At 65.3% G+C, this 19,947-nt stretch carries 18 protein-coding genes, 1 tRNA gene and 2 pseudogenes; 14 read left to right on the top strand and 7 right to left on the bottom strand.

Annotated elements, in window-relative coordinates:
• Nucleotides 1–300: 300 nt before the first annotated feature.
• Both ACTGJ9_RS13340 and ACTGJ9_RS13335 read right to left on the bottom strand, forming a co-directional pair.
• Complete coding sequence (locus ACTGJ9_RS13340; protein ID WP_456677416.1) at nucleotides 301–765, bottom strand: hypothetical protein; 465 nt, start codon at nucleotides 763–765, stop codon at nucleotides 301–303.
• Nucleotides 766–1,026: 261 nt separating this feature from the next.
• Nucleotides 1,027–3,285 carry a hypothetical protein gene (locus ACTGJ9_RS13335; RefSeq protein WP_456677415.1) on the bottom strand — a complete coding sequence of 753 codons (2,259 nt, stop codon included), beginning with the start codon at nucleotides 3,283–3,285 and terminating at the stop codon, nucleotides 1,027–1,029.
• A 691-nt stretch (nucleotides 3,286–3,976) separates the two neighbouring features.
• Here ACTGJ9_RS13335 and ACTGJ9_RS13330 point away from each other — a divergent pair.
• The 6 genes from ACTGJ9_RS13330 to ACTGJ9_RS13305 are packed head-to-tail and all read left to right on the top strand — an operon-like array spanning nucleotide 3,977 to nucleotide 6,866.
• A complete protein-coding gene (locus ACTGJ9_RS13330; RefSeq protein WP_456677414.1) occupies nucleotides 3,977–5,422 on the top strand; it encodes a hypothetical protein in 1,446 nt (481 codons plus the stop codon).
• Nucleotides 5,419–5,883 carry an AAA family ATPase gene (locus ACTGJ9_RS13325; protein WP_456677413.1) on the top strand — a complete coding sequence of 155 codons (465 nt, stop codon included), beginning with the start codon at nucleotides 5,419–5,421 and terminating at the stop codon, nucleotides 5,881–5,883. The genes ACTGJ9_RS13330 and ACTGJ9_RS13325 overlap by 4 nt, the downstream gene beginning before the upstream one ends.
• Nucleotides 5,883–6,182, top strand: a complete 300-nt coding sequence (locus ACTGJ9_RS13320) for a DUF6634 family protein (RefSeq protein ID WP_456677412.1) — start codon at nucleotides 5,883–5,885, stop codon at nucleotides 6,180–6,182. The genes ACTGJ9_RS13325 and ACTGJ9_RS13320 overlap by 1 nt, the downstream gene beginning before the upstream one ends.
• Nucleotides 6,179–6,325: a hypothetical protein gene (locus tag ACTGJ9_RS13315; RefSeq protein ID WP_456677411.1), complete on the top strand. Its 147-nt coding sequence runs from the start codon at nucleotides 6,179–6,181 to the stop codon at nucleotides 6,323–6,325. Before ACTGJ9_RS13320 ends, ACTGJ9_RS13315 begins: the two co-directional genes overlap by 4 nt.
• Entirely contained in the window at nucleotides 6,322–6,669 is a 348-nt protein-coding gene (locus ACTGJ9_RS13310) for a hypothetical protein (RefSeq protein WP_456677410.1), read from the top strand. Before ACTGJ9_RS13315 ends, ACTGJ9_RS13310 begins: the two co-directional genes overlap by 4 nt.
• Nucleotides 6,669–6,866: a hypothetical protein gene (locus tag ACTGJ9_RS13305; protein ID WP_456677409.1), complete on the top strand. Its 198-nt coding sequence runs from the start codon at nucleotides 6,669–6,671 to the stop codon at nucleotides 6,864–6,866. The genes ACTGJ9_RS13310 and ACTGJ9_RS13305 overlap by 1 nt, the downstream gene beginning before the upstream one ends.
• A 642-nt stretch (nucleotides 6,867–7,508) precedes the next feature.
• Here ACTGJ9_RS13305 and ACTGJ9_RS13300 read toward each other — a convergent pair.
• The 5 genes and pseudogenes from ACTGJ9_RS13300 to mnmA form a co-directional block, all read right to left on the bottom strand.
• The gene (locus tag ACTGJ9_RS13300; RefSeq protein ID WP_456677408.1) at nucleotides 7,509–8,339 is read right to left on the bottom strand and encodes a metallophosphoesterase; all 831 of its coding nucleotides are present in this window, start codon (nucleotides 8,337–8,339) and stop codon (nucleotides 7,509–7,511) included.
• Nucleotides 8,340–8,518: 179 nt separating this feature from the next.
• A tRNA-Met gene (locus ACTGJ9_RS13295) sits at nucleotides 8,519–8,595 on the bottom strand.
• A gap of 234 nt (nucleotides 8,596–8,829) precedes the next feature.
• Nucleotides 8,830–9,191, bottom strand: a pseudogene (locus tag ACTGJ9_RS13290) (hypothetical protein).
• Between the two features lie 46 nt (nucleotides 9,192–9,237).
• Nucleotides 9,238–9,876 (bottom strand): class I SAM-dependent methyltransferase, encoded by a 639-nt coding sequence (locus ACTGJ9_RS13285; RefSeq protein ID WP_456677407.1) that lies wholly within the window; start codon nucleotides 9,874–9,876, stop codon nucleotides 9,238–9,240.
• Between the two features lie 186 nt (nucleotides 9,877–10,062).
• Nucleotides 10,063–11,242 (bottom strand): annotated as a pseudogene (mnmA, locus tag ACTGJ9_RS13280) (tRNA 2-thiouridine(34) synthase MnmA).
• 352 nt (nucleotides 11,243–11,594) lie between these two features.
• On the opposite strand from mnmA, the gene ACTGJ9_RS13275 reads away from it, so the two are divergent.
• The 8 genes from ACTGJ9_RS13275 to flbD all read left to right on the top strand — a co-directional run bounded on the left by ACTGJ9_RS13275 (nucleotide 11,595) and on the right by flbD (nucleotide 19,927).
• The gene (locus tag ACTGJ9_RS13275; RefSeq protein ID WP_456677406.1) at nucleotides 11,595–13,214 is read left to right on the top strand and encodes a flagellar hook-length control protein FliK; all 1,620 of its coding nucleotides are present in this window, start codon (nucleotides 11,595–11,597) and stop codon (nucleotides 13,212–13,214) included.
• A gap of 13 nt (nucleotides 13,215–13,227) precedes the next feature.
• The gene (locus ACTGJ9_RS13270; RefSeq protein WP_456677405.1) at nucleotides 13,228–13,947 is read left to right on the top strand and encodes a flagellar hook assembly protein FlgD; all 720 of its coding nucleotides are present in this window, start codon (nucleotides 13,228–13,230) and stop codon (nucleotides 13,945–13,947) included.
• A gap of 373 nt (nucleotides 13,948–14,320) precedes the next feature.
• Complete coding sequence (sciP, locus tag ACTGJ9_RS13265; protein ID WP_002714638.1) at nucleotides 14,321–14,596, top strand: CtrA inhibitor SciP; 276 nt, start codon at nucleotides 14,321–14,323, stop codon at nucleotides 14,594–14,596.
• A gap of 188 nt (nucleotides 14,597–14,784) precedes the next feature.
• On the top strand, nucleotides 14,785–16,398 hold the full coding sequence (gene fliF / locus ACTGJ9_RS13260) for a flagellar basal-body MS-ring/collar protein FliF (RefSeq protein ID WP_456677404.1): 1,614 nt from the start codon (nucleotides 14,785–14,787) through the stop codon (nucleotides 16,396–16,398).
• 18 nt (nucleotides 16,399–16,416) lie between these two features.
• Entirely contained in the window at nucleotides 16,417–17,514 is a 1,098-nt protein-coding gene (fliG, locus tag ACTGJ9_RS13255) for a flagellar motor switch protein FliG (RefSeq protein WP_456677403.1), read from the top strand.
• Complete coding sequence (locus ACTGJ9_RS13250) at nucleotides 17,514–18,134, top strand: FliH/SctL family protein (RefSeq protein WP_456677402.1); 621 nt, start codon at nucleotides 17,514–17,516, stop codon at nucleotides 18,132–18,134. Before fliG ends, ACTGJ9_RS13250 begins: the two co-directional genes overlap by 1 nt.
• A gap of 3 nt (nucleotides 18,135–18,137) precedes the next feature.
• Nucleotides 18,138–18,488, top strand: coding sequence for a flagellar motor switch protein FliN (gene fliN, locus ACTGJ9_RS13245; protein ID WP_456677401.1), 351 nt, complete (start codon nucleotides 18,138–18,140; stop codon nucleotides 18,486–18,488).
• 53 nt (nucleotides 18,489–18,541) lie between these two features.
• The gene (flbD, locus tag ACTGJ9_RS13240; RefSeq protein ID WP_456677400.1) at nucleotides 18,542–19,927 is read left to right on the top strand and encodes a sigma-54-dependent transcriptional regulator FlbD; all 1,386 of its coding nucleotides are present in this window, start codon (nucleotides 18,542–18,544) and stop codon (nucleotides 19,925–19,927) included.
• The last annotated feature ends 20 nt before the right edge of the window (nucleotides 19,928–19,947 follow it).

Genomic DNA, 19,947 nt, shown 5'->3' with positions numbered 1-19,947 from the left:
GTGACGCCTCGGGAGCATTCCGGACGATGCGGATTCTACCGGACCCTGGATCCGCGAGAGGTTCTCGCGGCCAATAGTGGACTCGAGGACTTCGGCTGCTAAGCACGTTGGACCGGCATGATCGAGCGAAGTGACGATCGCGCCGCCTCCGGCAAAGGTCAATGACGACTTCGCGAAAAGGGATGAGCCGCATCCGCGGAAAGGATCTGGCGATGGATCCGGAGGCCGCCTAAGAATTGGTAATCTTCGTCGCTTTCCGCGCCAAGGTCGACGTCTGTGGCGGTTCGGGCCAACCCTTCGCTAAAACAGCGTCTCGCCATGGGAGTTTGGACAAGCCGGCTCGCCCCCGGCTTCCATCTGTGCACTGCGCCGATCAAGCGGGTCGACGAGCCGGCGCCGGAGACGGCGCATCGTCTTCTTGGCCTCGGCGATATCGAATCCGTTGCAGCGTAGATGATGGAGCGCACGTTGCACGAGCTGCATGTCCTGCAAGCTTAGCTGACTGATCCCCTCCGTAGTCGCCAACGCTACCGCGAGCGCGAGGCCGACCTGCTGCGCCGTCGGCGCCTTCCGGGAATCCATGTCGGCGCGCCAGCGGGCCGTTCGCATGCGTCCTTGCGCACGCTTGACCTCCTGTGGAGTCCGACGACTGGTCTTCACGAACCTCGACTCCGGACGGTCTGGTGCACGGAAGAAGTGCGTCATGCGCATGGAGTCCATCTCCTGGATCCTGCTGACATCGTCACGGTGAAGCTTCTCTGTCATCGCTGCCTCTCGATTTTCCCTGCCGACGGCTTTGGGCCAACGTTATCGATGCTGAACCGGCAAGACTCAAGTCGAGATGATGCGGACGAAGCCTCCGGCCGCACGGCGCCGCAGGCGATGCGATCGAGCCCATGAGGGCCTGCGACGCAAGGATGATGAGGATCCGGATTTGCCGGCCGCTTCGCGCGATGGTGTCGCCGAGCTACGCAGTGACGATGACGTCGACGAGAGAAGGCGAGCGCATTGTGCAGCTGCCGGCCCTTAGGCCGCCTTGCGCTTGGCCGGATGGAACGACCTGATGCCGGCTGACACGAACGATGCGAAGGCGGCGCCGATAGGAAGCGCGACAGGGTTGGTCTGGGTTTGCCGCCGACCGGCTCCGCGCGACGATGACGACGCCATGCGCCGCGCCGGTAACGACCTGTCGCGATGGATCCGGCCATGCTCGATGCGATCGAACATGCCGGCGACGAGATCGTGATCGTCCGGACCCGGATCGGCACCGTCGGCTGGTTCGAGGTGAAGGGGTTTGTCCGGATTTGCCGGGGTCGCCGGCTGCGCCAGCGTTGAATCCTGGGCCTTGGGTCCGGCGGCGGCCTGGCTGGGGAAGCCCTTGAGGGCAGGAAGGGCAGGGTTACCCCAAAACAGACCCTGGAATGACACCGAGGCCTTCGAGGCCGGAATCCGCGACTTTGCAATGGCATAGGCGGCCTCGAAGTGGCGCGCCACGGTGTTCAGACAGCGGATGCCCTTGGCGACGACGCTGGCGATGGTCGGCGCCCGGCCGCAGAGCAGATCGAGACGGATCGCTTCGGCCAAGGCCTCGATGGTCTTGCCCATGCGCACGGTCGTGGCATAGCGGCCGCCGACCTTCTCGCGCTCGAGCTGGGTCATGCCCGTCTCAATCAGATGGGCGGCAGCGCCCTTGTTGCGGCGCTGCTTGTCGAATTTGGACGGGTCAAAGGTGCGGGCGACGTAGGCGGCGACGTTCGTGATCATCTTGGCCAGTGTCGCGGCCTGCTTGCCCGGGTTCGGAAGCAGAGCCTGCGTCAGCGGACCGCGGATCGCCTTCTCGATCGCCTTGGCGAACGTGGACACGGCGGCAACGTCGACCTTGCCCGACTTGAACATGTCACGGCCGTACTGACCGGCGACCGCCTGCGCGACCTTGAACCATCCGGCCGACTCCTCGCCCAGGCACGACGCGCCTTCGAGGATCGACGAGACGGTCAGAGCCATCGTCGGCGACGAGTCCGGAACAAATTCGCAGTCGAGAGCCTCGAACCATTCGCCGAGGGTCGGCATGCGCTCGGGCTCGATGACGTGCGCGTCGCAGAGCGGCGAGAGCGGGTTCTTACCCATATGCGGCAGCGTGCAACCGCCCTTGTCGGCCTCGAACGCCTTCGCCAGCGCCTCGATGACAGCCTTGAGCATGGCGTGATGGCGCGCCGGCGATTCCGGCCAGACCGCACAGCCTTCCGGCAGCAGGAACCACAGGTGCGGATGCAGGATCTCGCAAGGCCGGCGTTCGTCGGGGATCGCGCTGTAGAAGTGCGGCCGGCACGGCAGGTCGTGCTCCTCAACGATGTAGTCGATCCAGGAGCACATGTGCTCGAAGGACGCGAAGTCGCGGTCGACGTCCAAGCGCCACATGTCCTTGCAGACGACACATGTGTAGAGATAGAGACGGTCGAGCGCGTAGAGCTTCTTGCCGTGCCGCCAGCAGCCGTCCTTCGCGTCGCCAGCGAGCAGATTGCCCTTCGACGGGCGGCCCGCCGAGGCGGCGACGCGCTCAAAATGCGGATGCTCGCGGGACTTGAGCCCGCGCTTCTCGAACGGAGCACGCCAGCAGCTCTCGACGACGAAACCGCCCGCCCAGCGGAACACGCCGCAGTCGTCGCGGGTCGCCTCGTCGGCGCGGCGCTGCGCGAAGTGCTGCGCCTTTGCGACCCTTTCGACGAGCGCATGATCGTAAGCTGACGCTTCGGGGCCACCGGCCAGTTCGCGCTCGCAGGCCTGTTTTGCGCCCTCCAACTCTTTCGACCGCGCTTCGTAGAGCGTCATGCCGCAAGCCTGCGCCGCAGCTTCGAGCTCGAGTTCGTGCTCGGCCTTGTCCTTGGCCTTTTTGATCCGGCGGCAGCGGCGGTCATCGGCGGCCTGTTCGTAGGACGCTGAGAATTCGGCCGTCGATCGCCTGGTCGGCTTCGAACCCGGGCCGCGTAGGCCGGGACGCGGTGCCTTGTGAGGCTTAACGGTCTTCACGGGATCCGACGTCGGATCCGGCTGGCACGGCAGCAGAATACCGTAGCGCTTCTTTGGCTGATCGTCCGGGACGTCGCACGCCGGCTCGTCCTCACGATCGTGGAGCGTCCAGCCGGGGATCATGCGCATGAAATCGCGGCGCTCTGGGTCCGCAGCGCGGCTCAGAATTCCAGCGATGCCATGCAGGCGCGCGAGGTCGCCGCCGTTGACGAACGGGCGCGCGAATACTTCGGTGCTGGTCGGTGTGGTGCTCTGCATGCGGTCGACCCAGGGTAAGGGACAGACCGCTCATCCGCAACTACTAACATCAATCGTTCGACGATCGTTCGACGTACCAATCCAAATCACCGACAATGGCATGGTTGCAGGAACCAAGATGTAGGCAGGACAATTCTCGTCTACAGATCGTGGGCGCATGCGCCGATGCTGGCGGCGCGACCACGGCCCCGGAACCCTTTAAAAATACCACGGAATTCCCGGCGACGGGTTCTGAACCCGGATCATCAATCGTTTTCGATTTCGTAGTGTTCCTGCCACTCCTCTCGCCACTCTCGCGGTATGTCAGTACCGAAAAGTGCGTTGAATGCGCGGTTAAATTGTACCCATCGGTCCGTGTATCTCTTCGGATTCGCCCTCACAAGTTCTTCCGGCGTCGGCGCGTCAGGCACGAGTTTTCCCCGGTTATCGATGCGCGGATTCCTAGGATCCGCCTTCACCCAAGCAATTAGCAAGGACTCGATGTAGGCGGACCGTGACTGCGACTTCTCTTCGGCCCGCTTGTCCAGGATGTCGATCAGATCCTTGTGCGCCCTCAACGCAATGCGTTCCTCGCGGGCGTTTTCGCTCGGCTCGGATTGCGCGGACTTCTTTTCGAATCCTTAGCCATGGATCGAGGTCTCCTTGATTTACGTCGTCAGATGTTCGACGATAACTGTCAAATGTTGGCAACTTGGTACAGATGACATACCTCGATCCTAAGGATTCGTCCACCGCCGAATTGCTCCGCCTGATCGACGAGGACAGGGCCGAGAGCGCGCCGCCGCAGACCGCGAAGGAGAAGACCATGACCGTGGAAGCCGACATGCAACACCGCCTCCGCTGGCTCTCGACCGCCGTGTGCATGCCGACCTGGACGGCCGCGGCGCATTACCTGGTGGCACTGACCCGGCGCCATCGTCCCGATCTCGAGCTGAACCTGCTGGGCAGCGGATCGCTGCGCGACGTCAGCGGCGCATATCTGACTCGCGTCGCGGAGGCGCTGGAATCCGACGCCGTGATGGCGGCCGCATGGCGGCTGCTCGCACTGCTGCCGCAGGATGCGACGGTGAAGCGATGGGAGACGGTCGCCGCGGCGCAGGGTCTGCTGAAGCTGAGCGACGGCGACGTGATCGAGCCGCAGACGAGATTGGAACTCTGGAAGACGGCCGAGTTCGTCGAGGGCAGCGCGACCGAATTTTTCGCGATCGCCGAGACAGAATGGCGCAAGGTATCGCACGCGGCCGACGACGCCACTCCTATCTGCGTGCGGCTGCTCGAAGAGGACACATGGCCCGAAGCGTTTAATTCGATGCACGAGGCCACGACTCGCGTCGCCGGACCGCTCGGCATCAAACCACCCGCGCGAGACACGGACCGCAAGACGGAGCGCGCCAAGATCGCGTGGATCATCGAAGAGCTGTTCGATCAGAACACGGACGAGTGCGGCGAGCTGGCCCTGGCCTGGCAGATGATGCTGTGCGATCCGGAGAAGCCGGAATCGTTCAATGCCGTCCTGCCGCAGCTGACATGGCTACTGCGGCACAAGACATCCGTGACCGGGCGCCGCCAGGCGCGGCTGCGCGGCCGCCTCGACGCGTGGTGGCTGGCGACGCGCGGCGAATGGGTCGGCTCCAAGCCGCCCGTCAGCATTTTCAGGATCGCCGAGCGGGAGGCGGACAAGCTCACATACGCGGACGATTTTCCGACGACCGATCTCACTGAGCAGAAGGAGCCACCGGCGCCGACCGTCGTCGTCCTGCGCAAGGACCGCGCCGAGGAGAAGGGCCTGCCGCAGGCCTGGCGCGATCTGCGCGACGAGCCGCTGCCGCTCGTGGTCTGCCGGGACGCCGCCGCTGTCCGCGAGCAGCTGCAGGCCGAGTATCCGCATGCGCACCGCGAGGTCGCGATGCTGACGCAGGACCTGCGCTCGGGCGAGCCTGTGCGCATCAAGCCGACCCTGCTGCTGTCGCAGCCCGGGACAGGCAAGACGCGTCTGATCAGGAGGCTCGCCGAGATCATCTCGCCGGATCTCTATGTCAGCCGTTTCGATGCAGCGAGCACGTTCGACGGCATGTTCGGCGGGACGCCTAGGGCTGGTCGAGCGCGCATCCGTCGGTGCCCGCGCGCGCGATCATGATGTCGCGCACAGCGAACCCGATCGTGCTCGTCGACGAGATCGAGAAGGCCGGCTCGTCCGACCACAATGGGAATCTATGGAGCGCGATGACGCCACACCTTGAAGTTGAAACTTCTCGTAGATACCGGGAGAGTGGCGTCGAGGCCGAGCTTGATTTGTCGCACGTCATCCACCTGGCCACGGCCAACTCCGTGGAGCGTCTGCCATCGCAGCTGCGCGATCGGTTTCGCGTGATCAAGATCCCCGCCCCGACGCTGGCGCACCTGCCGCGCCTGGCGGCCCTCGTGATGCGCGATCTCGCCGCCGAGGACGAGGCCCGCGCCCACGACGAGCCGCTCGCAGCCGACGAACTGGAGATCATCGGCCGCGCGTGGATCCGGGAGCGGTTTTCGATGCGCAAGCTGCAGCGCCTGGTCAGCGCGACGCTGGAAGCGCGGGACGCATTCGCACGGAGGCACTGATGTCAATCGAGGAAAAGTCGCTACGTAACGAGATGGCGTCCTACCTGCGCGGCGAGCAGCCGCCGGCGGAGCAGCTCGCGGCCGGCCCCCGGCTGGAGGGCTGGGCGTTGAAGATCGGACGCGGACCCGGCGGCGAGTACGAGATGGCGCTGATGGGCCGCGTGACCGGTCATCCGAGGATGTCGGACGGCAGCCAGGCGACGACGACGACGCTCATCTGGCTCGACCGCAAGCACGGCTGGGCGCGGACGCTGAACACTCTGTACGCGCTCGGCGAGCCGGAAGGAGGCGCAGCATGATGGCGGCCGTCCTGATCGCATTCGCCGTCCTGGCGCTGCTGGCGGTTGTCGCCGGCGAGCTGTCGGAGCTGCCGTGGCGCAGGCGTATCGTCGACGCCGGCCGATCGCGCCTGCCGGCTCAACAGGCGAGGCTGCCTAGATGAGCGACGATTATCTGACCCTGAAATGGGGCACGATCAAAGAGGTCCGCTATTCGAGCGAGCGCGTGCGCCTGGCGCTGGAGCGCTACTACGCCGCCGGGCCCACTTCGATGAGCGCGGCTATGCAGGAGGACAACCCGGCGCAGAAAGAAGCGCTGTGCGACCTCATCGAAGTCGTCGCGGCGGTCGGCGGCGCAATTAAGGACGATTGGACGGGCAAGGCCATGACGGCCGACGAAGCGAAGCGGTATGTGCAGTCGGGCGGGAGTGCCGAAGACGAACGCGGTCGACGCATCGGCCTAAATTTGCTGAGGGCCCTAGCGAAGCGCACGCCTCCGGAGGACTGATGACGCCCGAGATGGAACGCCTGCTGGAGCGGCTTCAAACCGGCTGGCAGCCGCGCGATGACGAGATCGACATGCGGATCGGCCAGCGCAGGCTGTTCGATTGGCAATTCGCACCCTCGTTCTCGCGGCCGGAGGCGGTCATCATCGGCCGGCCTGAGAGCCGGCGCGGCGTCATCCGGACAGATGTGATCCTCTGAATCGACGCCGGTCTGTCATGGGCGCTCTGCGCAGACAACCTGTGGTGGCTCGACTAGCCGAACGGGAAGCTAACACAACCTAGGTATCCATCAGGCGCGCCCTCACTCGGCGGTCCACGTGACGATCGGCGGGCGCGGTAGTTATACTATTTCCGCGAAAATAGTATAACGCGAGCCTCACCGCAGATCTGGCCAGCAGCCGTCGTCTTCGTGACGCCCTGTCCGATGCGCGCAGCTGTCGCCGAGCAATCGCATCGCGACCAGTTTCCATAGCGAGTTGCCGTCGTATCGCCGCAGCGCTTCCTCGCGGCTGAGCGCGACGATGCGGAAACACTTCAGACACTCGACGCAGAGCTCCGAGGCCCTGATCTCCGCGAGCGTGCGATCGACGCGCGGCCTGGCCGTCGCCGCCCTTGGGATCCGCCAGCACGCTCGCCCACCAGGCGTCCTCGTCGTCGACGGGAAGGCGGCGCCGGCTGCCGAGGCGCAAGGACTCGTGACAGGGAACTAGTTCCTATTATGGCGCGCGCAGAAAAGGCTGAACCCGCGCAGGTGAAGTGAATTCTGGAGGCTAGGTCCCGCTGCAAATTCGTTACGGACGCTGCGACATCCTTATGGCGAGCGCTCTCCGTTGCCAATTCGTTACGGGCGCGGACGCGGCACCCATTCCGGGATCTCGACCACGAGGTCCGGGATGAAGCCGGCGGAATTTTCGAACACACCGCCGCCGCGCGAATAGCCTCGCGGGTTGCAGACGATCCGCGTCCCGCCGTCGCCACCGCCGCCGACCGTGTAGTCGAAGGTGTCGTGGACGTGGCCGTGCACCCACAGCGCGGGCCGGTACGTCTCGATGACGTCGGACAGATCGCTGATGAACGAGGAGTTGATCGCGTCGCCCTCGTAGCGCTCATGGCGCGATCCCGGGTGTATCCCGTGATGCGTAATGCACACGGTCGGGCCGTCGTGATCTTCCGCCAGGCGGTCGGTCAGCCAGCGGCGTTCGACGAGGTGCCGTTTGTAGGCCTCGACCGGCGTGAACGGCGCCGGGAATTCCGCGCCGCCCGAGGTCCTGATCATTTTGCAGTCGTTCAGGAACCTGCCTGCGTGAAGTCCAGCGACTTGGTTGTGCGCGTCGAAACGGTAGTCGGTCCAGAGCGTGCAGCCCAGGAAGCGGACGCCGTCGATGATGGGCACCGCGTCGGCGTCCAGGAAAATCGCGTTGGTCCCGCGCGCCCGCTCTCTGATCACGGCCGCAGCGTCTTCCAGGATGGACCCGTAGTATTCATGGTTGCCGGCGACGAACAGGACTGGCTTGCCCCACAGAGCGCGCTGATTAGTGAGCCAGCCCACCACCCGATGCGCATTGTGGATGTCGCCGGCGAAGATCGCCACGTCGAAATCGAGTCCTTCCGGGACGTCCCAGTCGTGAGGCCAGTATTCGCCGTGCAGGTCAGATGCGATGAAGAGTTTCATGGCCGGCAGGATCGGGGCGCCGACGGCAAGAGGCAAATGGGGCTCAAGGACTCGTCCGCCGCGAAATCCTGGGTACAAAGGTGGGTACACGGGACGATAGTCGTCAAAAGAAGGACCAGCCGCTGGAGCGACAAAGTCTTGAATCTTCAGCAGAAAGTCTCTGATTTATGGAAGAAGCTTGGTAGCGGGAGAGGGACTCGAACCCCCGACCCCAGGATTATGATTCCCGTGCTCTAACCAGCTGAGCTACCCCGCCACAGGGTCGCGAGGGCCTGATGAGGCCGATCTCGCGAACGCGCGGCATATAATGAAGGGCCCGGCGGGAAGTCAAGCAAAGTGCGGGCGCTTGGGTGGGGTGATTTTGGTGCCGGAATCGCGCTGTTTCAGGTACCGGGCTCGCGGAGGGGTCCCCTCACCCAGAATCAGCGCCTCGCGCGGATTCCGGCCTCTCCCGGTGGGGAGAGGCGAAGGGGGCCGGGGCGAGAAATCTTTATTTCGGCTTGATGGTGGGGTCGCCGCCGGGGCTACCGGGGGCGGGATGACGGGCATGTTGCCTTCCGTGCTCGGCGCTGGGGCGTGCATTTCGGGGTCGACACCGGCGGGCGGGCAGAGCACGCCGTCGGACTTTGCCAGCTTGTCGCCGAGCGGTTCCCGGGACTGGCCGGTGGTGGTGCCATCGGGCGCGGTGGCGCGGTTCGGGCGGTCCTGCGGCGTGCAGTCGGCCGCGTGCTGCGGGGACGGCGGCGCGGTCGCTTGCGGCGGCGTCGCCGGGGCGGGCGGGGCCTGCGCAATCGCGGCGCCGGAGGCTGCGATCACGAGGCCCGCAAGAATGATGTTTGATGTGGTGCGCATGAACAGGAAACGCGCGAGGCGCGTGCCCTGTTCCCACAGCTGAACATCACGATTTGTGGTAGCGGATCAGCGAAAAATGGCCCATTGGCGGCATGGGGCGGCGCTCGGCCAGCGTGATACCGCCGTGCTTCGCAGCCCAGTCGACCAGGCGCTGCCACGGGAATTCCGGGCGCCAGCCGAGGCGCCGGGCGAGCGGCGCGAAGGCAAGCTCGGAGAGTTTGCGAAGGCCCTTTTCGGCGCCGATGTGGTTGACCAGGATCAGCTCGCCGCCGGGCTTGAGCACGCGCACGAACTCGTCGAGCGTGCCTTCGGGATCAGGCACGGCGGTGATGACATATTGCGCGACCACCGCGTCGAAGGCCGCGTCGGGGAACGCGAGGTTCTTGGCGTCCATCACCGAGAGCACTTCGACATTGCTCAACCGCAAGCTCCGCACGCGCGCCTGCGCCTTGCGCAGCATCGGCTCGGAAATGTCGACGCCGCAGATTTTTGTGGTGCGCGAATAGTCGGACAGCGACAGTCCGGTGCCGACGCCGACGTCGAGGATGCGGCCGCCGATGCGGTCGGCCTCCGCGATGGTCGACTGCCGGCCGGCGTCGAACACCTTGCCGAACACGAGATCGTAGACCGGCGCCCAGCGGCCATAGGCCTTCTCGACCCCGGCTCGCGAGATGTCTGCTGCCATGCCCCTGCCCTTACTTCACCTCTCCCCAATGGGGAGAGGTCGGATTGCGCAGCAATCCGGGTGAGGGGCCGCGGGGCACAGTGAGACCGTAACCCCTCACCCGGATCGCATCTATCGATGCGATCCGACCTCTCCCTTCGGGAGAGGTGAAGCCATCCCGACCGGTTGCGCTAAACCTCGTCATGATTAACCGCGCACCGCTTCCACGAGCGGCCGCGCCGTGTGCCAGCGACCTTTGCGGCGGCGCTCTGGATGAAGCCGCCGCCGAGCACGCGCGCCTGCCCCGAAGGCGCGTCGTAAACACGCAGGCTTGTCCCGGCGAGACGCCCTCTTCGCCGGCGACGAGCTCGACCCCGTAACGGCCGTCGGCGCCGCGCAGCCATGCCGGCTGGGGGCTGCGGGTCGAGCGCACGCGGACGAACAGCTCGAGGCCGTTGCCGATCGCGCGGTCGATGTCGCCGCCGCCGATCCAGTTGACGTCGCGCAAGGCGATGCTGTGCATCCTCAGCGCATCGCGCGGGCCGACCACGACGCGGCGGTTGGCCGCCTCCAGCCGCACCACGAACAGCGGCGCGGCGGCCGCGATACCGAGGCCGCGGCGCTGGCCGATGGTGAAATTGGCGATGCCGTGATGCTGGCCGAGCACGCGGCCGTCGAGATCGACGATGTCGCCGGGGTCCATCGCGTTCGGACGCAGGCGGGTAATGATGTCGGTGTAGCGGCCGGTCGGCACGAAGCAGATGTCCTGGCTGTCGTGCTTGTCGGCAACCGAGAGACCGAAGCGGCGCGCGAGCTCGCGCGTCTCGGGCTTGGTCATGTCGCCGAGCGGGAAGCGCAGGAAATCGAGCTGCTCCTGCGTGGTCGCGAACAGGAAGTAGCTCTGGTCGCGATCGCCGTCGGCGGCGCAGACCAGCGCGCGCGAACCGTCGTCGCGGCGACGCGAGGCGACGTAATGGCCGGTGGCGAGCGCTTGCGCGCCTAACTCGCGCGCGGTCTTCAGGAGGTCGCGAAACTTGACCGAGCGGTTGCACTCGATGCACGGCACCGGCGTCTCGCCAAGCGCATAAGAGTCGGCGAAATTGTCGATGACGGACTCGCGAAAACGGTCCTCATAGTCGAGCACGTAATGGGGAATGCCGAGCTTGGCGGCGACGTCGCGGGCGTCGTGGATGTCCTGGCCGGCGCAGCAGGCGCCCTTGCGGTGGGTGGCCGCGCCGTGGTCGTAGAGCTGCAGCGTGATGCCGACGACGTCATAGCCCTCCGCCTTCAACAGCGCAGCCGTGGTCGAGGAATCGACGCCGCCCGACATAGCGACGACGACCCTGGTGTCCTCAGGACGACCTTCGAGATCCAGACTGTTGAGCATGGGCCTAAGCGGTTGTGACGGCGGCGATCCGCGTTCCTGATGCGATTCCCGGTCTCTTGGACCGGGGCATCGGCAGTCCCCGGGAACTTCGGTTCCCGAAGGGCACGCCTGCCCGGTCGAAAGCGGCTGAGAGCACCCTTTAATATAGGCCGCATTCCGGTGAAGCAATCGCACCGCCCCAAGCTTACGGCAATTCTTGCCGGGGCGGCAGAAATGACGGGGTTTTCGGGCAGCCGGCGGCGGCACCGTCAATGATTCAAACTATTGATTTTGCTATAATAATTGCAAATTAACAGGATTGGCCCGCTCCTTGCTGACCTTCTCGTCCGAAGATGTTTTCAAGGGGTCGCCTGTGGTTGGTGTCACGTCAGACGTAGCGGCAAGCGCGCAGGTGTCCGGCGCGCAACAAAAGCCTGCCCGGCCGCAGAGCACGAAGGACTCGACGCCGAGCGACTCCTTCGGCGCGCTGGTCGACAGCAACACCCAGGCCATCAGCAACAGCGCCTCCTCGGCGAGCCAGGACACCGCGCCGCGGCGGAGCGATTCGTCGTCCCCGGCATCGTCCTCCTCGTCCGACCGGAGCACGCGCGACTCTTCCGCGACCGATCAATCCTCGCAGAGCAACGCCAGCGACAACACGGATTCCCCGACGCAAGCGGCGGGCGATACGACGGCCGACCCGACCAAGGCGACGGCCAAGACCAAGGACAAGAGCGACGCGTCCAAGCCGGGCGACAAGCCGCAGGAGACCAAGGACGCCAAAGGCGACAAGACCGACGGCCTCGCCGCCGCAGTTGACGCCTCTGCCGCAGCACAGGCCGCCGCGACACCGGCGGCGACGCCCGATCCGACCGCTGTCCCCGTCGCCGCGCCCGTGGTGCCGCTCGATCCGAATGCGGCCGCCAACCAGGCTGCCAACACCGCCTCCTCGCCGCTGACGATCGCAGCCGCCGGCATCGCCGCCAGCGCCTCGACCGCAGCGCAGATCGCCGGCGCCAAGCTAGATGCGACCGGCAAGACCGCCAAGACCGACGGCAAAACCGCCGACGCGAAGGCCGCGCTCGCCGATGCGGCTGCTACAACGACCGACGGCACCGCCACGGATGCCACGGCGACCGCCGCGCAACTCACCGCAGCGGATCAGGGCACGCCGAAGACATCGTTCAAGGCTGCGGCGACTGCGCAAGGTCAAACCGACGTCTCCAATATCGGCCAGGACACCGGCAAGACCGCGCAGGCCGCAACCACTGCGCAAAATGCCGCGACCGCAACGGCGGCCAACGCCGCCGCGCATCCGCAAGCCGCAAAGCCGCAGGCCGACGCCGCCGCGACCGATGCCAAGGCCGATGCTGCCAATCGCACGGCTGATGCGACGCCGGCCGCGCCGACCACGCATGCGCATGCCGATCCGCAAGCCGTTGCGGCTGCGACGACCGATGCCAGCGCGCAGGCGGCCTCCGCCGTGCAGGCGCCGCTGACCAATGCGACATCGGCGGCTACCGCTTCCACCGCGACGCTGACCGCGACCGCGGCGACTTCGAACGCCGTGCCGATCAGCGGCATCCCGGTCGAGATCGCGGCCGCCGCGCGCTCGGGCAAGACGCGCTTCGACATCAGCCTCGATCCGGTCGATCTCGGCCGCATCGACGTCCGCATCAATGTCGACCGCAACGGCCAGGTCACCTCGCATCTCACCGTCGAGAAACCGGAGACGCTGCAGATGCTGCGGCAGGACGCGCCGCAATTGCAGCGCGCGCTCGACGATGCCGGCCTCAAGACCGGCAGCAACGGGCTCTCCTTCAGCCTGCGCGACCAGAATTCGTCGGGACAGAACTCCGGCCAGAACAACGACAAATCCGGCAATTCCCGCCGGCTGATCATCAGTGAAGACGATTCTGCCGCGGCCGCACCCGTGAGCCGCAGCTATGGCCGCATGCTCGGATCGAGCAGCGGCGTCGACATCAGAGTGTGAGGAATATTCGCAAATGACCACCACGAATTCCGCCACCGCACCTGCCGTCGTCTCCGGCACGACGCAAACGTCGTCGTCCTCCTCGTCGAGCTCGAGCCTCGGTTCATCCGCGGGCGCGACGCTCGCCGGCAACTTCCAGACCTTTCTGACGCTGCTGACGACGCAGCTGCAGAACCAGAACCCGCTCGATCCGCTCGACACCAACCAGTTCACCCAGCAGCTGGTGCAGTTCGCCGGGGTCGAGCAGCAGCTCAAGACCAACGACTCGCTGTCGCAGCTCGTCACCCTGCAGCAGACCACGCAGGCGACCCAGGCGCTGGACTACGTCGGCAAGTCCGCGGTGGTCGACGGCACCACTGCGACCATGTCGCAATCCTCGGCGACCTGGCACCTCAGCGTGCCCTCCAGCGCCACGGTCAACATCTCCATCGCCAATTCCAGCGGCCAGACCGTGTTCACCGGCCAATATTCGGCGGGTGCCGGCAGCGATATTCCCTTCACCTGGAACGGCCAGGGCAATGACGGCACCCAATGGCCTGACGGCAAGTACACGATCTCGGCGACCGGCAAGGACGCCGCGAACAATAATGTCGGCATCTCGGCGCAGGTGCAGGGCACGGTCTCGTCCGTCGACCTGACCCAGTCGCCGCCGCTGCTCACCATCGACGGCCAGAGCTACACGCTGAGCCAGGTGAAGAGCGTGGTGGCAACCAGCAGCAGCTCCGGCAGCTAATTTATAAGCGTCATCCCGGCGAAAGCCGGGATCCATAACCACAGGGAGCAGTTTGGTGAAGACCCGTGGTTAGGAAGTTTTCTTGGCACTGCGACCCGCGCTCATCGATAGATCACGCGGTATGGGTCCTGGCTTTCGCCAGGACGATAGTTGAGAGCTCTGCAGCATCCCCCGTGCAGGCCTCGTTCGTTAGTAAAGTATTTACGAAGACCCCGCTCGGCCTGCTGAAATTGTGTTTTCAGCCCGCTGGGCCGGCAGCGTTCCAGCAAGTTTCAAGGAGAATTGTATTGAAGCCTTAGGCTTAGCGGATTTTTAAGCCCGCATGCGTACGGTTGCGAAGTGAGTTCAGTGGTTGAGAGTTTGTGAGTACGCCATGACAGAACCCCATCGCCCGAGGGTAAAATACGTCATCGGGCCGGACGGCAGTCCGCTGACGATTGCAGATCTGCCCGCCCCCGGCACCAAACGCTGGGTCATCCGCCGCAAGGCTGAAGTCGTCGCCGCAGTTCGTGGCGGACTTCTCTCGCTCGAAGAGGCCTGCAGCCGATATACCCTGACGGTCGACGAATTCCTCTCCTGGCAGTTTTCCATTGACCAGCACGGTCTGGCGGGCCTTCGCACCACCCGCATCCAGCAATATCGCCAATAAGCAATCCGGAAATCTGCTGCTTTTGACGAAAATCGGCCCCGCTCTGCGAGGCCGATTTTTTTCATGTTTCGTTTTGGCGCTACTTTTGTCCGAGCTCTTAATCTTCGTTAACCATATCGAAACCATCACCTAGGCAATAATTGCCCACTCGGCCGCTCGGTTGCGGGTCGAAGCTTCGGGGCGGTTGCTTGCAAGGTCTTGCGGACTTCTTAAAAGGTATCGGCGCCGCCCGCTTCGGGGCGATGATCGCGGTGACCGCCGCGCTCATCGGCTTCTTTGCCTTCGTCATCATGCGCGTCACCACGCCGCAGATGACGACGCTGTTCACCGACCTCTCGGTTGAAGATTCTTCCAGCATTATCAAGGATCTGGAACGCCAGGGCATCCAGTTCGAGCTGCGCAACGAAGGCACCATCATCATGGTGCCCAAGGACAAGGTGACACGGCTGCGGATGAAGCTTGCCGAGGGCGGCCTGCCCAAGGGCGGCGGGGTCGGCTACGAAGTGTTCGACAAGTCGGACGCGCTCGGCACCACCTCCTTCGTCCAGAACATCAATCATTTGCGCGCGCTGGAGGGCGAGCTCGCCCGCACCATCCGCGCCATCGACCGGATCCAGGCCGCGCGCGTCCACCTCGTGCTGCCCGAGCGTCCGCTGTTCTCGCGCGAGGCGCCGGAGCCGTCGGCCTCGATCGTGGTCCGGGTCCGCGGCTCGCTCGAAGCCCAGCAGATCCGCGCTATCCGCCACCTCGTCGCCTCCGCCGTCAACGGCTTGAAGCCGCAGCGGGTCTCGATCGTGGACGAAACCGGCCAGCTGCTCGCCGATGGTGCCCAGACCGATCCGGATCAGGAGATCGGCGACGAGCGCCGCACCGCCTACGAGAAGCGGCTGCGCAAGCAGGTCGAGGACATCGTCTCCTCCGTGGTCGGCTCCGGCCGCGCCCGCGTCCAGCTCTCCGCCGACTTTGACTTCAACAAGGTTACCCAGACCTCCGACAAGTTCGATCCCGAAGGCCGCGTGCTTCGCTCGAGCCAGACCCGCGAAGAGCAGAGCATGACCGCCGACAATAACGGCCAGGTCACGGTCAATAACGAGCTCCCCGGCCAGCAGCAGAACAACGGTCAGACGGCGAAGGACCAGAGCAAGAAGACCGAAGAGACCAACAATTACGAGATCTCCCGCACCACAAAAACCGAAGTGACCGAGGCCGGCCGGGTCAACCGCATCTCGGTCGCGGTGCTGGTCGACGGCATCTACACCAAGAACGACAAGGGCGAGCTCGCCTACACCGATCGCACCAAGGAGCAGCTCGACCGCATCGCCACCCTGGTGCGCTCGGCAATCGGCTTCGACCAGAAGCGCGGCGACCAGGTCGAGGTCGTCAATCTGCGCTTTGCCGATGCCCCCTCCACCGCCCCGATCGCAGAGCCCTCCGGCTTCCTCGGCATGCTCCAATTCACAAAAGACGACGTCATGTACTTCGTCGAGCTCGGCGTGATGATGCTGCTCGGCCTGGTCGTGCTGTTCATGGTGATCCGGCCCCTGGTCAAGCGGATCCTCGCCTCCGAGGAGGTCGCCGCCGCCATCTCCGGCGCCCTCACCGGCCCCGGCGCCTCGGACGAGGCCGCGCCGGCCGGCGGCCAGGCGCTGCTGCCGAGCGCCGCCGCGAGCGCGATCGACGTCGCCACCGTCCAGGGCCAGGTCCACGCCCAGTCCGTCCATCGCGTGGGCGAGCTCGCCGAGCGCAACCCCAACGAAACCGTCGCCATCATCCGTCAATGGCTGACCGAACCCGCGAAATGATTCGAGAAGTGAACTGACATGGCCGGAAACCTGCAAAACGCCAACTCCAACGACATCACCAGCGTGATTTCCACGCTCGGTCAGCGTGCCGGCGACCGCGCCAAGAGCGGCAAGGGTTCCGAGCCGTTGGCGGGGCCGCGGCGCGCCGCGATCCTGATGCTCGCGCTGGGCGAGCAGTACGGCGGCAAGATCTGGGGCCTGCTCGACGACGACGAGGTGCGCCAGCTCTCGCTGGAAATGTCGACGCTCGGCACCGTCGAGGTCGACACGGTCGAGGACATGCTGCTCGAATTCGTTTCGCGCATGTCCGCCTCGGGCGCGCTGATGGGCAATTTCGACGCCACCGAGCGCCTGTTGCAGCAATACCTGCCTCCCGAGCGCGTCAACGGCATCATGGACGAGATCCGCGGCCCGGCCGGCCGCAACATGTGGGAGAAGCTGTCCAACGTGCAGGAAGAGGTTCTCGCCAACTATCTCAAGAACGAATATCCGCAGACCATCGCCGTGGTGCTGTCGAAGCTGAAGCCGGAACATGCCGCGCGCGTGCTCGGCATCTTCCCCGAGGAGCTCGCCCTCGACGTCGTCAACCGCATGCTGAAGATGGAGGCGGTGCAGAAGGAGGTGATCGAGAGCGTGGAGAAGACGCTGCGCACCGAATTCATGTCCAACCTCTCGCAGACCCGCCGCCGCGACGCCCACGAGGTGATGGCGGAGATCTTCAACAATTTCGACCGCCAGACCGAAACCCGCTTCATCACCTCGCTGGAAGAGGACAATCGGGAATCGGCCGAGCGCATCAAGGCGCTGATGTTCACCTTCGACGATCTCGTCAAGCTCGATTCCGGCTCGGCCCAGACGCTGATGCGCAACGTCGACAAGGACAAGCTCGGCGTGGCGCTGAAGAGCGCCAACGAGGATGTCCGCAACTTCTTCTTCGGCAACATGTCCTCGCGCGCGGCCAAGATGCTGCAGGACGACATGGCGGCGATGGGCCCGGTTCGCCTGCGCGACGTCGACGAGGCCCAGGCCCTGCTGGTCAACCTCGCCAAGGACCTCGCTGCCAAGGGCGAGATCATGCTGACCAAGAACCGCGCTGACGACGAGCTGGTGTATTGATGGGCGCTCCGGCCAAATTCCTGTTCGACACCGACTTCGCCGCGCCGGACCGGACGCGCGAGAAGGTCGCGACCGCGGCCGAGGTCGCACAGAAGCTCGCGGAAGCCGAAGCGCGCGCCTATCAGGACGGCTTTGTCGCAGGCCAGCGCGAGGCCAAGGCCGAGAGCGACCGCCGCGTCGCGCTCGCCATGGAAGAGATCAACATCGCGATCCGGGGCATCGCCGCAGGGATCGGCAACATCGAGAGCAAGATGGAGACCGAGGCGGTCGACGTCGCGCTCGCCGTGGCCCGCAAGCTATGCGCCGACCTGGTCGCCGCCGAGCCGCTCGGCGAGATCATGGCGCTGATCAAGGATTGTTTCTCGCATCTGGTCGCGACGCCGCATCTCGTCGTTCGCATCAACGACGCGCTCTACGACAGCGCGCGCGAGAAGATCGAGCGGCTCGCCAAGCAGAGCGGCTTCGAAGGACGGCTGGTGATCCTGGCCGAGCCCGACATTGCCACCGGCGACTGCCGGATCGAATGGGCCGATGGCGGCGTCGTGCTGGAGCGCAGCGCCATTGCGGCCAAGATCGACGACATGGTCGGACGCTATATCGCGTCCCGCAGGGGGAATTAAGCCATGACCGACAACGACGGACAGGTCCCGCTGCCCGACCTCAACGGCCCATTGCCGCCGACCGGCACCGATGTGAGCTACAGCGAGGACGAGTATGCCTCGCGCGTCGCCGCCGACCTCGAGGCTGTCTTCGATGTGCCGGTGCAGGTCTCGGCCGTGCTCGGCCGCTCCAAGATGGATGTCGGGGAGCTGTTGAAGCTCGGGCCCGGCACCGTGCTCGAGCTCGACCGCCGCGTCGGCGAGGCCATCGACATCTACGTCAACAACAAGCTCGTCGCCCGCGGCGAGGTGGTGCTGGTCGAGGACAAGCTCGGCGTCACCATGACTGAAATCATCAAGACTGAACGCAGCTAGCGCTTGCAAAGGATTGACGCGCGATAGCGCGAACAGACGGACAGGAGACTGACATGCGGCTTCTCATCGTTGGCACATTGAAGGGCCAGCTCACCACGGCCACCAAGATCGCGATGGAGAACGGCGCGACCGTGACCCACGCCGAGGATCACGAGCAGGCGATGCGCGTGCTGCGTGGCGGCAAGGGCGCCGACCTCCTGCTGGTCGACGTCGCCCTCGACATCCGCGATCTCGTGATGCGGCTCGAGGCCGAGCACATCCACGCGCCGATCGTCGCCTGCGGCATCACCAACGACGCCCGCGCCGCGGTTGCCGCGATCCACGCCGGCGCCAAGGAATACATTCCGCTGCCGCCGGATCCGGAGCTGATCGCCGCGGTGCTGGCAGCGGTCGCTAACGATTCCCGCGAGCTGATCTATCGCGACGAATCCATGGCGCGCGTCGTCAAGCTCGCCCAGCAGATCGCAGGCTCCGATGCCTCGGTGATGGTCACCGGCGAATCCGGAACGGGCAAGGAAGTGCTGGCCCGCTACGTTCACACCCGCTCGGCCCGCGCCAAGCGCCCGTTCATCTCGATCAACTGCGCCGCGATCCCCGAGCATCTCCTGGAATCCGAGCTGTTCGGCCACGAGAAGGGCGCCTTCACCGGCGCGATCGCCCGCCGCATCGGCAAATTCGAGGAAGCGACAGGCGGCACGCTGCTGCTCGACGAAATCTCCGAGATGGACGTTCGCCTGCAATCAAAGCTGCTCCGCGCCATCCAGGAGCGCGTCATCGACCGCGTCGGCGGCACCAAGCCGGTGCCGGTCGACATCCGCATCATCGCGACCTCGAACCGCAATCTTGCGGAAGCCGTGCGCGAAGGCACGTTCCGCGAGGACCTTCTGTTCCGCCTCAACGTCGTGAACCTGAAGATCCCGCCGCTGCGCGAGCGTCCCGCCGACATTCTCGAGCTCGCCCAGCATTTCGTGAAGAAATATGCCGAGGCCAATGGCGTGCCGGTGCGGCCGATCTCGGCGGAAGCGCGCCGCGTGCTCTCCATCAACCGCTGGCAGGGCAACGTCCGAGAGCTCGAGAACACCATGCACCGTTCAGTGCTGATGGCGCAGGGCGACGAGATCGGACCCGATGCGATCCTCACCCCGGACGGCGACCGCCTCGACCTCGCCAAGACGGTCCCGGCGGTAGCACATGCCACCATGGCAGCCGAGCAGGTGACGCGGGCCCTCGTCGGCCGCACGGTCGCCGACGTCGAACGCGACCTGATCCTTGAGACGCTGAAACATTGCCTCGGCAACCGGACGCATGCCGCGAACATCCTTGGCATCTCGATCCGCACGCTGCGCAACAAGCTCAACGAATATTCTGATGGCGGCATCCCGATCACCCCCGCCGGCACGCCGGGTGAGTATCCGCGGATGCCGATGGTGGGGGCGTGAGCAAACAGCTTGTTGGTCAC

The organism is Bradyrhizobium sp. RDM12 (assembly GCF_051917485.1).
Taxonomy (GTDB): Bacteria; Pseudomonadota; Alphaproteobacteria; order Rhizobiales; family Xanthobacteraceae; genus Bradyrhizobium.
The sequence above is the reverse complement of the archived record's forward strand: the minus strand, read 5'-3'. Positions and strand labels throughout refer to the sequence as shown.

Bases quoted from the DNA above. Each gene is read 5' to 3' on its own strand.
- ACTGJ9_RS13340 (WP_456677416.1), bottom strand. From the start codon at position 765: ATGACAGAGAAGCTTCACCGTGACGATGTCAGCAGGATCCAGGAGATG.
- ACTGJ9_RS13335 (WP_456677415.1), bottom strand. From the start codon at position 3,285: ATGCAGAGCACCACACCGACCAGCACCGAAGTATTCGCGCGCCCGTTC.
- ACTGJ9_RS13325 (WP_456677413.1), top strand. From the start codon at position 5,419: ATGATGTCGCGCACAGCGAACCCGATCGTGCTCGTCGACGAGATCGAG.
- ACTGJ9_RS13320 (WP_456677412.1), top strand. From the start codon at position 5,883: ATGTCAATCGAGGAAAAGTCGCTACGTAACGAGATGGCGTCCTACCTG.
- ACTGJ9_RS13315 (WP_456677411.1), top strand. From the start codon at position 6,179: ATGATGGCGGCCGTCCTGATCGCATTCGCCGTCCTGGCGCTGCTGGCG.
- ACTGJ9_RS13310 (WP_456677410.1), top strand. From the start codon at position 6,322: ATGAGCGACGATTATCTGACCCTGAAATGGGGCACGATCAAAGAGGTC.
- ACTGJ9_RS13305 (WP_456677409.1), top strand. From the start codon at position 6,669: ATGACGCCCGAGATGGAACGCCTGCTGGAGCGGCTTCAAACCGGCTGG.
- ACTGJ9_RS13300 (WP_456677408.1), bottom strand. From the start codon at position 8,339: ATGAAACTCTTCATCGCATCTGACCTGCACGGCGAATACTGGCCTCAC.
- ACTGJ9_RS13285 (WP_456677407.1), bottom strand. From the start codon at position 9,876: ATGGCAGCAGACATCTCGCGAGCCGGGGTCGAGAAGGCCTATGGCCGC.
- ACTGJ9_RS13270 (WP_456677405.1), top strand. From the start codon at position 13,228: ATGACCACCACGAATTCCGCCACCGCACCTGCCGTCGTCTCCGGCACG.
- sciP (WP_002714638.1), top strand. From the start codon at position 14,321: ATGACAGAACCCCATCGCCCGAGGGTAAAATACGTCATCGGGCCGGAC.
- fliG (WP_456677403.1), top strand. From the start codon at position 16,417: ATGGCCGGAAACCTGCAAAACGCCAACTCCAACGACATCACCAGCGTG.
- ACTGJ9_RS13250 (WP_456677402.1), top strand. From the start codon at position 17,514: ATGGGCGCTCCGGCCAAATTCCTGTTCGACACCGACTTCGCCGCGCCG.
- fliN (WP_456677401.1), top strand. From the start codon at position 18,138: ATGACCGACAACGACGGACAGGTCCCGCTGCCCGACCTCAACGGCCCA.
- flbD (WP_456677400.1), top strand. From the start codon at position 18,542: ATGCGGCTTCTCATCGTTGGCACATTGAAGGGCCAGCTCACCACGGCC.